At 39.6% G+C, this 13,911-nt stretch carries 17 protein-coding genes; 6 read left to right on the forward strand and 11 right to left on the reverse strand.

Annotated elements, in window-relative coordinates:
- Positions 1-305 precede the first annotated feature (305 nt).
- Positions 306-1,133: a hypothetical protein gene (locus tag ACSQ8P_RS26385; protein ID WP_436237907.1), complete on the reverse strand. Its 828-nt coding sequence runs from the start codon at positions 1,131-1,133 to the stop codon at positions 306-308.
- Positions 1,134-1,577: 444 nt separating this feature from the next.
- Here ACSQ8P_RS26385 and ACSQ8P_RS26390 point away from each other — a divergent pair, with 444 nt between their 5' ends.
- The gene (locus tag ACSQ8P_RS26390; protein ID WP_436239611.1) at positions 1,578-1,859 is read left to right on the forward strand and encodes an ArsR/SmtB family transcription factor; all 282 of its coding nucleotides are present in this window, start codon (positions 1,578-1,580) and stop codon (positions 1,857-1,859) included.
- A 67-nt stretch (positions 1,860-1,926) separates the two neighbouring features.
- The gene (locus tag ACSQ8P_RS26395) at positions 1,927-3,123 is read left to right on the forward strand and encodes an MFS transporter (RefSeq protein WP_436237908.1); all 1,197 of its coding nucleotides are present in this window, start codon (positions 1,927-1,929) and stop codon (positions 3,121-3,123) included.
- A 197-nt stretch (positions 3,124-3,320) separates the two neighbouring features.
- Here the strand turns inward: ACSQ8P_RS26395 and ACSQ8P_RS26400 are convergent, their stop codons facing one another.
- Positions 3,321-3,476, reverse strand: coding sequence for a hypothetical protein (locus tag ACSQ8P_RS26400; protein WP_436237909.1), 156 nt, complete (start codon positions 3,474-3,476; stop codon positions 3,321-3,323).
- 117 nt (positions 3,477-3,593) lie between these two features.
- Positions 3,594-3,830 (reverse strand): hypothetical protein, encoded by a 237-nt coding sequence (locus ACSQ8P_RS26405; RefSeq protein WP_436237910.1) that lies wholly within the window; start codon positions 3,828-3,830, stop codon positions 3,594-3,596.
- 414 nt (positions 3,831-4,244) lie between these two features.
- Between ACSQ8P_RS26405 and ACSQ8P_RS26410 the strand changes: the two genes are divergently transcribed.
- Positions 4,245-4,910, forward strand: coding sequence for a protein kinase family protein (locus tag ACSQ8P_RS26410; RefSeq protein ID WP_436237911.1), 666 nt, complete (start codon positions 4,245-4,247; stop codon positions 4,908-4,910).
- Between the two features lie 362 nt (positions 4,911-5,272).
- Here the strand turns inward: ACSQ8P_RS26410 and ACSQ8P_RS26415 are convergent, their stop codons facing one another.
- The 3 genes from ACSQ8P_RS26415 to ACSQ8P_RS26425 form a co-directional block, all read right to left on the reverse strand.
- Positions 5,273-5,869, reverse strand: coding sequence for a spore germination protein (locus ACSQ8P_RS26415; protein ID WP_436237912.1), 597 nt, complete (start codon positions 5,867-5,869; stop codon positions 5,273-5,275).
- A gap of 698 nt (positions 5,870-6,567) precedes the next feature.
- Positions 6,568-7,326, reverse strand: a complete 759-nt coding sequence (locus ACSQ8P_RS26420; RefSeq protein ID WP_436237913.1) for a hypothetical protein — start codon at positions 7,324-7,326, stop codon at positions 6,568-6,570.
- A 314-nt stretch (positions 7,327-7,640) separates the two neighbouring features.
- A complete protein-coding gene (locus tag ACSQ8P_RS26425) occupies positions 7,641-7,784 on the reverse strand; it encodes a hypothetical protein (protein WP_436237914.1) in 144 nt (47 codons plus the stop codon).
- Positions 7,785-7,942: 158 nt separating this feature from the next.
- On the opposite strand from ACSQ8P_RS26425, the gene ACSQ8P_RS26430 reads away from it, so the two are divergent.
- On the forward strand, positions 7,943-8,836 hold the full coding sequence (locus ACSQ8P_RS26430) for an SMP-30/gluconolactonase/LRE family protein (RefSeq protein ID WP_436237915.1): 894 nt from the start codon (positions 7,943-7,945) through the stop codon (positions 8,834-8,836).
- 228 nt (positions 8,837-9,064) lie between these two features.
- Here ACSQ8P_RS26430 and ACSQ8P_RS26435 read toward each other — a convergent pair whose 3' ends face one another.
- From ACSQ8P_RS26435 to ACSQ8P_RS26450, 4 genes are all read right to left on the reverse strand, one after another.
- A complete protein-coding gene (locus tag ACSQ8P_RS26435) occupies positions 9,065-9,391 on the reverse strand; it encodes an NUDIX domain-containing protein (RefSeq protein WP_436237916.1) in 327 nt (108 codons plus the stop codon).
- Between the two features lie 135 nt (positions 9,392-9,526).
- Positions 9,527-10,315: an ABC transporter permease gene (locus tag ACSQ8P_RS26440; RefSeq protein WP_436237917.1), complete on the reverse strand. Its 789-nt coding sequence runs from the start codon at positions 10,313-10,315 to the stop codon at positions 9,527-9,529.
- Positions 10,312-11,217, reverse strand: a complete 906-nt coding sequence (locus ACSQ8P_RS26445) for an ATP-binding cassette domain-containing protein (protein ID WP_436237918.1) — start codon at positions 11,215-11,217, stop codon at positions 10,312-10,314. Before ACSQ8P_RS26445 ends, ACSQ8P_RS26440 begins: the two co-directional genes overlap by 4 nt.
- Entirely contained in the window at positions 11,214-11,453 is a 240-nt protein-coding gene (locus ACSQ8P_RS26450; RefSeq protein WP_236286879.1) for a PLD nuclease N-terminal domain-containing protein, read from the reverse strand. Before ACSQ8P_RS26450 ends, ACSQ8P_RS26445 begins: the two co-directional genes overlap by 4 nt.
- A gap of 187 nt (positions 11,454-11,640) precedes the next feature.
- Here ACSQ8P_RS26450 and ACSQ8P_RS26455 point away from each other — a divergent pair, with 187 nt between their 5' ends.
- Positions 11,641-12,186 (forward strand): helix-turn-helix domain-containing protein, encoded by a 546-nt coding sequence (locus ACSQ8P_RS26455; protein ID WP_236286881.1) that lies wholly within the window; start codon positions 11,641-11,643, stop codon positions 12,184-12,186.
- A gap of 471 nt (positions 12,187-12,657) precedes the next feature.
- On the opposite strand, the gene ACSQ8P_RS26460 is transcribed toward ACSQ8P_RS26455, so the two are convergent.
- The gene (locus ACSQ8P_RS26460) at positions 12,658-12,849 is read right to left on the reverse strand and encodes a hypothetical protein (protein ID WP_436237919.1); all 192 of its coding nucleotides are present in this window, start codon (positions 12,847-12,849) and stop codon (positions 12,658-12,660) included.
- 350 nt (positions 12,850-13,199) lie between these two features.
- Here ACSQ8P_RS26460 and ACSQ8P_RS26465 point away from each other — a divergent pair, with 350 nt between their 5' ends.
- Positions 13,200-13,853 carry a TetR/AcrR family transcriptional regulator gene (locus ACSQ8P_RS26465; protein WP_436237920.1) on the forward strand — a complete coding sequence of 218 codons (654 nt, stop codon included), beginning with the start codon at positions 13,200-13,202 and terminating at the stop codon, positions 13,851-13,853.
- The last annotated feature ends 58 nt before the right edge of the window (positions 13,854-13,911 follow it).

The following is a 13,911-nucleotide window of genomic DNA, read 5'->3' on the forward strand; positions in this document are numbered from 1 at the left end:
GCCTCCACGTCATTTTATTAATTATTTCATTTTTTATGTTTCACTCTAAAATTTCAAGATGAATCTCACGGTCGCGACCAAGTTACTATAACCAAAAATCATGAATAATATGTAAGAAATTGGATTACTATGAGAATTACATTGCTCAGTGAAACTGCCCGTTAGCTTAACAAAACTGTGGTATGAACGCGAAGTTGCAGATCATGGCACGGGCAGAATGTAAGGATTCGGGGGAAAAGCGTGAGGACGATATTCTCGGTAATCCATCGGCAAACGCAATGATGTTTTCCTTTTCGAGAAAGCGGCTAATGCTTCGTTAAGATACGATTAAAATAATTGCAACAAAACAGCAGCACTATATCCGCCGCAATTAAAAGATAAATATCCCAAATATATGTAAATGTAAAGATGTGGAGAGCCATCGATAAAAGATAGCTCCCCCCCATCAAAACCGGAACCAAAGCTTGCAGCGTCCAACGGAACTTGTAAAAACAAACAAGAGCAGTTAACAGCCCTCGTATATAAAAGTAAATAATAATAACCGAAAGTGCAGTCCTCTCAGGACTATCATACCAATATACTGGATAATGAAAATGATCGGATAATAGTGCATACATGATAAGGTGTGCATAGACAATATAGTTAATCCCAGACAGCGTGATAAAACGAATCAATGGCGAAGTAGCATGTAACAGCATGCCATACCATTTTTTAGCAATCCAAAAATAGAGTAGGATTCCCGCGAAAGTATATACAGGATTCCACCATATGAGCTTATAAATGCCCAATTTTAAGAATATGATTTCAATGCATGCAAACATAGCAGCTAAGGCCACAATCCAGCCATATCCAAGATTAAAAGCAGCGATAAACAAGGCTACCGAAGTGACATAAAACTGTTGGGATAAGTACGCTCCCAAAGTCATGTCGTAATACGGGTTTTTCAACATATGGGGGTAATATTCGTAGCTTGGAAACCAAACAAAAATCACATTTTCTAAACAGGCCGCAGCTGAACCTATAAAAAAATACAATGCCAGAAGTTTCGAATCCCTTTTTTTCCAAAAAATAATAATAAGTAGAACGAAACTCAATACAGCAAGAATGATAAACCATCTAGCATTATGATTCATGAATAGAGCCCCGACTTGCTGTAGCATCTGTTGGATCCGCATGTTTACTCCTATACGAGTTCGTTGAATATAAATCATTATAGGCGAATCCATATTCGTATAAACGTCTAGCTTTCCCTCCAGCCATTCCCCTTAACTAAATTGTTCCGCCTGCTTAACCAGCGCTGCCGCGAAGCAAGCCCCCCAACTATTGTTACCCGTTAGTGTAACGCCAACTCGACAGTACTATATAAGATTAGTACTTATAGTAAGAGAACCTGAATTTATATACTGAGTTTAATGAATTAATGATAAGTGTGGTTTGCATAGGTATCACTTTCACCTGACGGCTCTTTTTTTATCGGCAAGCGAATGAAAATAACCCTATTTACTTTTTTCCTAAGGTATGATACTTTTATTTCGACAGATATAGAAATAATGACAATAAGCAAAGGTGAGGTAACGATGATCGAGGATAACGCGGAGGTACGGCAAGCCGTCAAAGTATACAAAGCACTAGGGGAACCGACCCGGCTTAAAATTGCCCTCTTGCTTACCGAAGAGAGGAATTTGTGCTGCTCCGATATCGGAAGCAAGCTGGAATCCATCGCTGGCTCGACACTATCCCATCACCTGAAGCAATTGACGGATTGCGGCCTGCTCGATCTCCGTAAGGATGGAACGTACATCTACTACAGCGTGAACCGCGAAATAGCACAAAAGTATGCACCGTATTTGCTGGGATAATTTTTTGTCATTATTTCTATATTTCTAGAAATATAGAAGATCGGACAGAGAGAGGAGTAAGAAAATCATGTCATACGCTTGGAAAATTTACATGTTGGCCGCCGTCAGTTTTCTTGTCGGAACGTCGGAGTTTATCATCGCAGGCATTTTGGATAAAGTTGCGGAGGATATCGGTGTCTCGGTGTCCGCTGCAGGACAGCTCATTACCGTTTTCTCGCTCGCTTACGCTTTCGGGACCCCTATCCTTATGGCCGTTACTGCCCGCTTGGAGCGACGGAAGCTGCTGCTTTACTCACTCGGCCTTTTCGTAATAGGAAACGGAATCACCTTTATTTTGCCGGGATATGAATCTATAATCGGATCTCGGATCATCTTGGCACTCAGTACCGGGGTGTTTGTCGTTACGGCCATGACCGTAGCCTCCAAGATGGCTCCGCCTGAAAAGCAAGGCAGCGCCATAGCGACACTCGTTATGGGCTTCAGTACTTCGCTGATCATCGGCGTTCCACTTGGAAGGGTTGTCGCTTCCGCCTACGATTGGAAAACAATTTTCGGGGGAATCGGTGTACTCGGGCTGTTCGCTATGCTTGTTATTGCCTTCACGATTCCGCAAACGGATGGCGAAGAACCAGTGCCGCTTCGCAAACAGTTGGCGCTGTTGAAGGAACGAAAAATCGTTTTGGCCTTGTCTGTAACCTTCTTCTGGATCGGTGGATATTCGATTGCCTATACGTACATTTCGCCGTTTCTACTTACCGTTACGGGAATGAGCGAAAAATGGGTGAGCATCGGATTGTTCGCTTTCGGCATCGCAAGCTTGATCGGCTCTAAGCTCGGAGGCTATAGCACAGACAAATGGGGATTCCCCCGCACGCTGGTCGGCGGCATGCTGCTGCACGCAGTAGCTCTAATCCTGTTATCGCTGGCAGCTCTATCCCCTGCTCTCGTGTTCCCGCTTCTCATGCTCTGGTCGTTCTCGGCCTGGTCGTCGGGTCCAACGCAGCAGGTTCATTTAATCACGCTTGCTCCGAAAGCTTCCGGCATTATGCTTAGCCTAAACATGTCGGTCGTGCAGCTTGCCATGGCCGCCGGAGCGGGGATCGGGGGCATCGTCATAGAGCAAGCGTCGTTGCCGGCCATCAGTTGGATTGGGGCGGCGGGAGTTACCATCGCCGCGGGGACAGCCGCCGCATCGCTCGGACTATCTCGCTCCCATTCGCGCAGGAAGTTGGAAGAGCGAAACTTGAGGGAAGCGGAAGCCTGATTGAACAAATAGGAAGCCAAATTTCACGATAGCTCTTCACTGTTCCGCAGAAGGCTGCCGATCACCCGGTAGCCTTCTCTTCTTGATGGCCTATACATTCGGAAAGATATGCTTGAGGTGTTCGTCGTAACACTCATCATTGCGTTCCTGTGTGACTGGTTGCATCAGCTATTTATTAGCTCTTGTTCCTCATTAGCTTAGTTGATGATATGTCCACGTACCCATTCACTTATTTGAATAGCCACTTCTTTTACCACTGTTTTAGTAGTATCGACGGTCGGCATTGGTGGTGTGTATGCTTTGTCAGCATTTTCAAGCAACCACTTTGCAAAAGATTTATGCTCCTGAATCAAATCCTCTGACCAATTTCTTGCCCGTAATCGTAATTCACGTGTTTCATCGTCACAATGTAAGTTTAAAAAGTAAATATTATCCTTAAAGTATTGATAATCCTCACACTTTTCAGCATCCTATGGCATCATCGTTCCGCATATTATAGATATTCGTCCACTCGCAGCTACATTTCTAGCAACACGAAACCAAATATTCTCAATTTTTCTCCAGTCGTCATCCCCTACAATTCTATGAATGAAATCCAGTTCGAAAACATCAACATCTGGTAATAATTTTCTCAGTTCCTTAGAAACTGTTGTCTTCCCTGTACCACTTGCACCTGTCACTATAAACAACGGTATTTTTTCGTCCATGGTTCTTCCCCCCTAGTAAAATTATTTTATTCTCTACTTTTTGAGTAAACCCAAATTTTGTAAAGTTAAAATTGTGAATATAGCATAACTGCCCTTTAGCTGTTGGTAATCGGAGAATTTCTTGTGATGATACAAACATGAACATCGAACTCCTATAAAGTAGGTGGATTTGTGTCGCAAGACTACAATGTTGGGATTGAACTTCGCTCTAGTAAAAAAAATTGAAAATAATACCTTATGATGCCTCAAATGCCTACATTAATGACACAAATCTACCTACATTGTTTTTAGCGCGTAAGTTGTCGTTATCTAACCCGCTATAATTTTTGATATAATAGTCCAAGCAATTTTTGCACGGTCCACATAAAATAATTCTATCAATCTATCAATCTCGTAGAAATAGGAGGGGCTATGATGGGAACCATGTGGGGTGGATATACAGTTGATCTTAACTTGATCGGATCCGGAGCTTTAGGCAAGGTCTATAAAGCTTATGATTCGAAAGGACGCCAGCTGGCAATCAAAGAGACTTCCAACCGTGAGGCGGCAAGACGCGAAGCGCGGATTATGCAGAGTTACCGGGTCGGTGAGTTTTTGCCACGCTATTATGATTATTTTGAGATCGGGGAAAAAGGCTATTTGGTTACTGAGTATATCCGGGGGTCGACTTTGGGCAATGACTTTCATAATACCTTCACCAATAAGCGTGATCAGGACTTAAGTGTAGAGATTACAATCAACATCCTCAAGGGGCTTAGACAACTCCACAAAACGGGGTATATCCATAATGATGTGCTGCCCAAAAATGTAATGATACTTCACAATAAGCCTGAGACGGTCAAAGTAATAGACTTCAACATTGCCAAAGAGATTGTGAGTCCCGCTGTCATGAATAAGGAGTTACAGGCTGTGTGCAAAATATGCGCTTTCCTCATGAACGGGACGCTAGCGGATATCCATAAAGCGGAAATTCGCGATAAAGATCTTAGGCGTGTGTTATTAAATCCCTTTGACGTAAACAATAAGGACAGGTATCCATCGGCTGACGCACTCATTGCCGCATTGCGGCCTTTTTGCTAAGGCACCAGATTGGACTATAAACTATCGTTTCCCGTTAATTTATTCAACTTTTTTATGTTGAGAATTGAGATATATCACGAACAATACAAGCCCTGCGATACAGAGAATTATACTAATAATAAGCGTGTAGTTTACTAAATTCCAAATATCAGTGGGTGTTAAATTCTCCGCCCGTCAACACAGAAGGCTGCACGAGGCAGCCTTCTTAGGTTTGTTAAACTATCGTTTCCCGTTAATTCAATATCTCTATTGTAATTCCTTTTCTCTAAGTAGCTTTTTTTTATAGTTCGCTTTAAGCATAAAGTAACAAATGGGCATTAGTAGTAGCAATCCAAGTAATCCGTACATAATTTGAAGTAATTTCATGTTATGGAGGTTTTGGAATGCTCATAAGAACGATAGATCAATTCACGAATAACACCTTTGTATCTCCGAATGAAATTGGATTTACGGACGATGTTTTCCCGTGTTGGGATGAGCTCAGGATGAAATGTCGTGAGCGCGATATACATGCTGGGTAGTAAGAGTGCGATAAAAAATGCAAAAATGCGCAACAACCGGATTAAACTCGATAGGACAGTCCGTTGGTAATAATCTTCGCTTGATTGGAACAATTCGATAAATAAGCCCGGGCATAACATCATCGTGCCGGTTCCATCTACCATCACAACTATCTTTCCTTCCAGAAGTCCAGCAACTACTACATCTGGACGTTCGGTGAATCGCACTTGCGGGAACGGAGAATAGATATTATCCTCCACCAATTCTTCGACATAAGATGTCTCGAGAATTTCCAACTCGGGGATGCAGCTTATTTTCTCAACGAAAGCATTCAGTAAAGGCTTGCTTACACGGCTATTTAAATACCCGTATACGAGATTGGTCTTCGATTCGCCGCCTCCTACCAAAAAAATCATTTTAAGTTCAGGGGTTCGCAACCTTTTTCGGATCAATCCCACATTAGTCTAAAGATCTTACAGAACAGCACTTTTTGTAGATGCACCATGGTTTTCAAAAAATGAGGTAAATGCTTCCAATGTCACGTCTATGGTAGTTCCGTTTTCAGGCTTAAGCAGATCTTGAAGCGCTTTTTTCAAGTAATTGGTTTCTTTTTCCTTGGAAAGTGTTTAAAGTAAATCGAACAGGCAGAAATGGAGAAATCCTTACCAAAACACCATTCTTGAACCACTAGATCATTTGCACATTCAAATATTTGATTCAATATAGTCAAATTATCATGGATCGATACTGACAAGCTTTACACAATGTCCATCTAATGAGATGTCGCTATCAACATGTTCACCTCTTCCCAGGTCATGGTTACGTGTGTGCTTATTCTGTCCAAGATATACATATCTATCCATAATTAGTGTTCAAAAAATGCTTAGTACTTTTCTCACCGATCAGAAATGGAATGCCATCCCCACCTCAAGCAATGGCCAAACAAGTTGGGGCCTTGTAAGAGAGGAGCCTGTAGTCCATGTAAAACAAGAGCGTCCTGCTAAATTATCAGGGCGCTCTTTGGCGAACACTAGCACGAAGCAGTAGGAAAAGAACAGCTATTGTAGTAGCACATGCCATGCTAAGAATCGCTTATTATCTGCTGACAAGAAAAAAGTGTATCTAGATTTAGGTAAAAAAAATTAATGAACTGCGCTTAAGATAAAGTTTCACTGCACTTGGGGATCTTCGATAATACCCGCTTAAAATAATAACAGCAGAACTGAACCACGATATCCGATAATGCAAATAACAAAATACCCCATATGTACTTGTACATGAATATATGTTGTTTAATTAAAATAAGATAACTTGCCCACATCAAAATCGGAATCAACACCACGATTACTGGGCGGAACTTATAAAAACAAACAGTTGCAATTACGGCACTGCGTATTAACATGGTAACAACAATAACCGTCACGGTATCTCTCGCGGGATTATCAAACCAACCGCCAACGAAATGATAATGATTACTAAAAAGAGGGATCGCAATAAGATCTCCATAGATTATGTAGTTTAAGCAAAACAAAGTGAACCATCGAATAAAGCGTGATGAATCACGCAACAGAACCGTGTACCACTTTTTGGATATCCAAAAATAAATGAGTAAGCCTACTCCGGTATAACCGGTATGCCACCAGTGGAGCTTGTAGATACCTAACGCTAAAAATAAGTACTCAATGCCTACAAACATGGCCGAAAAAAATAACATCCAACCATACCTGAGATTAAAAGCAGCGATAAACAAAGCAACTGATGACACGTAATACACTTGGGAGAGGTATGTCCCTAATATCAAATCGTAATACGGGTCTTCCAATATTTTGGGATAGTATTCATAGCTTTGAAACCAAATGCAAATTACATTTTCCAAATAGCCTGCAATTGCACCCAAACCTAAATATAACGCCAAAAGCTTTATATCTCTTTTCCTTCAAAAGATAAAGACGATAAGAAGAAGGCTAAGAACAGCTAGTATTATAAACCAGATAGCATTCCCAAAGATGATCGGTACTCTTAGTTGCAGTATTTGAGGATGCAAGACATTTCCCTCCTTCGATACATTTGTTCCAAAACTAAAACTGGAATTATCTATTTGATATTGTGGCTGTTTACTATGGGGATATACATCTACACTGTTACGCTTCAGGGTCTTTACTCCTAAATAGCTGATGAACTAGCCCAATATTTGTGATTGAACTATATTTCTGCGTTAAGAGTGGTTTCTTAATAGAACTTCTTTTTTTTATTACTTGCTATATTTGCTTTCCAGTTTACTTGTTCATCGTTTAATTGCAATAATACAGACAGTATTCTTTCTTGAATTTCTACTAATTTATTTATAAGTAATTCTTTAATTTCTTCATACATCTTTTACATCCCCTGTTAGTTAGGTTATATAGCTGTCTTCAAGTCTTTATAAAAAGTTGTGATGTTTTTGACGACGAACATGTCTCCTGCATATCCTAAGAAAAAACTCATCCTGGGTCTTAAAGGAGAAATACATTTGGATATTGCAGGTAAAAGAAATGAAAGCTGATATTGCATCTAACGTATTTTATGATTTGTTTCCTCAGATCACCTGTCTCAAACAGGCTGCCACCGGATTTATTTTTACCGAGGGTCCAGCTTGGGATAAAACGGACGGCTCGCTTGTATTCAGCGATATTAAGGCAAACACGATTTATCGCTTGAAGGAGCAGGACCATCTCTCCGTAGTGCGGCGTCCAAGTGGAATGTCGAACGGACTGGCGTTTGACGCCGAACAGCGGCTCATTGCTTGCGAACATGCTGGTCGAAGGCTCTCTTTATATTCCCTGTATGATCCGATTGGACCGATCGTTACGCTGGCTGACCACTATGAGGGAAAACGCTTGAACAGTCCGAACGATGTGATTGTAGCTTCGGACCGCTCCATTTACTTCACAGACCCGAATTACGGTTTAGTGAATGAATTGAATGCACCGAAAGCGCAAGAGCAGTTTTTTCAGGGAGTCTACAGGTTATCTCCGTCAGGCAAACTGACACTACTGATCAATGACTTTGCTGGCCCTAACGGTTTAGCGTTATCGCCTGATGAACGAAAGCTGTATGTCAGCGACACGGAACGTCAGCATATCAGAGTGTTCGATCTTGATGAGCAAGGCCGATTGGTGTACGGCAGACTGTTCGCCAAGCTGGACGTGAGCAAGGGAGAGGGCGTCGCCGATGGCTTGAAGGTGGACGCAGAGGGGCACGTGTACTGCGCAGGACCGGGAGGCGTATGGGTGTTTGAACCAGACGGAAGCGTTATCGGATTGTTGAAGATTCCTGAAATAACTACCAATTTAACGTGGGGAGGAGTATCAGGACGGACCATGTATATCACCGCCACTTCCTCCGTATACAAGATACCCGTTGGGGTGACTAAAGCAGGATTTTGATCCGAAGCGAATAAGGAGAAGCTAGTACCCTTTCGAACCTGACGATTCCGTTAGTTAAGCTAACTACGCAATAACTTCCCATTCTGCTTTTACTTCAATGAAAAAAGAGGAGCTGCATCGCTGCAAACTCCTCCACTATCGTTGTCCGTTAGCTCAATTATGTTCTTTTCTAGTATTACCCCACCATTTCACTTAACAATAGGCAGCTTTCCCCCGGACAGTAAATCCTCAAAGAATTGCATGTGGTCCGGAAAGCAATGACTCATTGGAAGTACGCAATTCACCTTCAAATTCCTTACAAACAAACATAATCTGGACTAATGATGTTTGGTCTCCATTTCCGAAAACTTTTTCAGTGTTTGAATATATGCCAAACAACTCCATCTTGCCAATTCGTATTCCAGTTTCCTCAAAGACTTCTCTTCTTGCTGTATCTTCAACTTTCTCACCAAGTTCCATAAAACCACCTGGAAGTCCCCAATATCCATTGTCTGAACGACGATGTAATAATAAATGTTTTTTTTCATTAAAAACAAAAGCCCCTGCTACCACCATAATTACTTTCGTATGACCAACTAAACGCCGTAAATCTTGAATTCACTATATCCCTCGAATTGCGATATGCTATGTATACAGGTTGCCTCCCTATATCGTTCCAAAGTCGAACTATGGTGCCTTAGAGCCCATCCTTTAGTCTGACTTGAGCTTTTTACTAGAAATCCAAAAGATCGTTACAATGATTGTTAGTACAATCCATATAAGTACCATTAAAACATTCCATATTACGTTGGGGTTGACTGCTCCTGTAATTAATACTTCCATGGCATGTTTACTCATACTTGCGGGATTCATAAAATCTGGAAGATTAGGAAAACCAAGTACAATTCTACAGCCTAGTAGGAATACAATTGAAATTAATGCAATAATACCTTGGCTATTAAAAATAGTACTTATCATCGTAGTGAAGGTTACCATAAACAGAACCCATAACAAATAGAACAAAGAGGCTATTATCGCGTCCACAAAATTTACATTTGTAAACAACAATTTAACATACACATACGAAATCAAGTAACCTAATACTACAGAACAAGCAACAAATATGAAATTGGCAATTATTTTACCACCTATGTACGATACTATAGTGACCGGTCTCGTAAGAATAAAAGCCAACATACCGTTGACTTTATCTGTCTGTAAGACCCCCATCATAGAAATTGCAATAATTATAACCCCCAACTGATCAAATTGAGCAGCTAAAGTAGTTGCGAGTACTTCTCCACCTTGTTGAGCAGCCATGTTAGGATCAATTGTGATACCTTGTGCTCCACCGAGTGTTTTTAATATGGAGGGTAAATAATGGCTAACAACTGGTTGAGTTACTCCTAAAAATATAAATACAAGAGGTAGCCAAATAACTTTAAATTCACGTACCATTTGAACAAATTCTTTTTTCATTAGCACATTAAAATTATTCATTTTTCCACCACCAATTTTATGAATATCTCTTCTAATGTATCGTTGGTGATTTCAAACTTTACGAGATCAACCCGATGCTCCAAAGCACTTCTTATTAACATGTTTTTATTCAAACCTATATGTTCAACTTCAATTTTTATTTTATTTCCTACTGCTTCTACATACTTTACATAGTTCAAATTTTTCAAAACTTCCATCCATTCTTGATCGATAGACGTAACTTCAAAAATCATTTTATTTTCGCGATTGCTGTTTAACAATTCGGAGATAGTTGTATCTTCAATTTTTTGCCCATTTTTGATTATAATAAATCTTTCACATATTTCTTCTGCATCGCTTAATATATGCGTCGACAATAAAATCGTAGTCTCTCTCTTGATTTCTTCAATTAGATTCAGTACTTCTCTTCGACCAATTGGGTCTAATGCCGATACCGGCTCATCCATTACAATCAATGATGGTTTGTGTAACAACGCCTGTGCAATGCCAAGCCTCTGTTTCATTCCACCTGAAAATGTTCCAACTTTTGAATTCTCTTCCCCGCTTAACCCTACTTTCGATAAAATTTCTGGGATAGCCTTTGTTAATTCTTCTTTTCTTAATCCTGATAGTTCCCCCATAAAAGCAAGAGTTTCTTGTGCAGTCATCCAATGATAAAAGTTAGGGTACTGTGGTAAGTAGCCAATTTCCTTTTTCATTTGCGAAATTTTCTTCCCGTTAAGCAATATTTCTCCCATTGTAGGATTAATAATATCTGAAATAATTTTGATGAGTGTCGATTTACCAGCCCCATTCGGCCCTATCAATCCCACACATTCTCCAGATTGCAGAACCATTGAAAAGTTATTTACAGCCGTTTTTTCTTTATATGTTTTAGTAACATTTTTGACTTCTAATTTCATATTCTTTCATTGTCCTTTCTGCCAATAACAAAGTATAGAATCGGACCAAACGTGTTTAGAAAAATAATAATGAGACTCCACAGCAAAACATTTTTCCTCGTTTTTCTGTGCTTGAATAAATCCATTAATGCTATTAGGATCAAAATCATCCCTACAGCAAAGACCGGTAAAATAACCGGCAATACAGACATGAAATCAATATCTTTTAATTCGTTCCACCCGTAATGCATTTGCAAATTAATCACTTCCTAAGTCATTATTATTCAATATGTTATCATTATCGATAATGATAACATATGAATCGAAATGTTACACTTATTTTTTCTTTAAAGAATATTGTTTTAATTCTTATTGTTATTTACAATGATAATATTATCATTATAGATAATAACGGGATATTTTTTTGATTGAGGAGAGAAAAAAATGGCTAATAAAGCTGAAATTATCCTGCACCCAGTAAGGATGAAGATTTCTCAAGCTTTAATGAGAAACAAAGAAAATGGACTGACTTCACTTGAAATGGTAAAAATCATTAAAGATGTGCCTCAGGCAACTTTATATAGACATATACAAGTTTTATTAGATGCTGGAGTTATCCGCATTATGAAAGAAAAAAAAGTGAGATCCATTTCCGAAAAATACTACATTTTAAATGAAGAAGAAGCCCGACTTAGTGCAGATGAGTGGAAAAAGTCTTCTAGTAAGGAAAAGCTGAATTATATTTCGTATTACCAATTATCGCTTATGACTCAATATCAAAACTATCTTACCAAATTAGAAGAGCAAGATTGCTCAGATGATGGTTCTACTTTTTCACTTGTAGAATTAAAGCTTGATGATGAAAATTTTATTAAGTTTCAAAATGAATTAAACGACCTAATGATAAAATACTACAACACTACTAACAAAATTAATGATCTGGATGCACCAATTCGTACTATTGCCTTTACCATTATTCCAGAATCCTAAAACAGACATTCAAAAAAACATGATGCTGCTCCACAAGGAAACCATCCCACTGGATTGTGTGTTATGTTTGATTCGAATGCCAAACATTATTTTGTATAAAATAAAATTTCAAGAATATAGTTGTTTGTAATTATATTGAAAAAGCAACAGCGGCGAACTAGGACTTGAAAAAACAAAGTCTTAAGCTGCCGCCGTTGCTGTTTATTGAACTAACGTTCTGCGTTAACCTAATGAATATGTCGATAAAATCAGTATTCCTCTTGCTCATCCCCAAGGAGTCGAGCATTTAATTTAGTTGATATAGACTTTAACTTTTCGATATATCGAGGTAATGCAGCTCCTGCGCTATAGTTATCCGTTACTCGCAATCTCTATTTTCCCATACATCAAATAAGTTTCCATCTAAGTCCTCAAAGACAAAAAACTTACCGTAGATACCTTCATCACAGATATTCTTTACAGTAACTCCTTCTAAAGATAATCTATTATGTAATGATCAATTAAAACAAGTATTGGGCGGTTTTCCTTGAATAAACTTAAATCAGTACCTCTATCATTTCTAATATTAAAACCAAAATGTTTTACAAACCATTCTCCTGATTTTTTGACATCCGATACAGGAACGACATTATATGCAATACCCATAATTTTTCCACTCTCCATTTAATTCACTCCTTATAATAAAATTGCTTTTTTATGACTTCGCTTCATTCCCTGTTTTTTTCCTTTTTTGTTCCACTAAACTGCCCGTTAACTATCGTTCACCGTTTAATATAAAAGCTTTGCGTTTGAATGCTTGGTTCCAGTTCCTCCTGCTCTCACCGGCGAGAACGGCTACCTCTTTGCAGCATAGACCCGAAGTACGGAGCCGTTTGGAATCAATCGGTAACCCAACGTCTTGCGTGATGAGACATTTGCATCAGATACTTACTACATTAATCATTTCTTGCGTTTTCCATCTTGCTGGCTGTAACGTATACTGTAAATAAATAATCTATACAAGGTGTGATGTCATGTCTCCTCGTACAAAGAAACAGAACGAGTTCATTCGTCAGCAACGTAAACAAGAGATTTTGCAGGCGGCCATTCACGTATATGTGAATAAGGGCTATTCGGCTACAACATTAAGTGATGTTGCAGATCAGGCGGGCCTTGCACATGGACTGGTTTTTTACTACTTCAAGAATAAAAAGATGCTTTTTCGGGAGCTTTACGAATACATGATGGATCAATCCCTTCACTACACAACGGTGTATTTTGAACAGGAAGCACCAGTGCTCGAGCAATTCAAGAACTATGCCATGCTCATCTGTGAACGTGTCATCAAGGATCCCCAGACCCAGCGTTTCTATATGCGAATCAGCCTGGATCTGCATCATTTATATGAGCCCGGAGAATTGTCACCCTTTGAATGGATGAAGAGCTTTATCAAGCCGATGGCACATGCCATTGACAAAGGAACTCAACAAGGTGTCCTCCGTCAGGGAGACGCAAACCTTATGGCCATGCAATTTTGGGGAGCAATTTCCCAAGGAATGAGTTATCTGGATCAGCTGCCTCAGGATTTAGCCGCTCAAGGCTTAAAGGAGTCGGAAATTCACAACGCAATGAGCGATAGATTCAAACAGATTACCGAATCGGCAATTTCGTTTTTCAAGCCAGATTAAATTTACACTTTATCATTGACTGAGTACTCAATCAAAAATATAATGAGCTCAAGGAGCG

The sequence above is a fragment of the Paenibacillus sp. LjRoot153 genome (genome assembly GCF_964253085.1).
In the GTDB taxonomy this organism is placed as follows: Bacteria; Bacillota; Bacilli; order Paenibacillales; family NBRC-103111; genus Paenibacillus_E.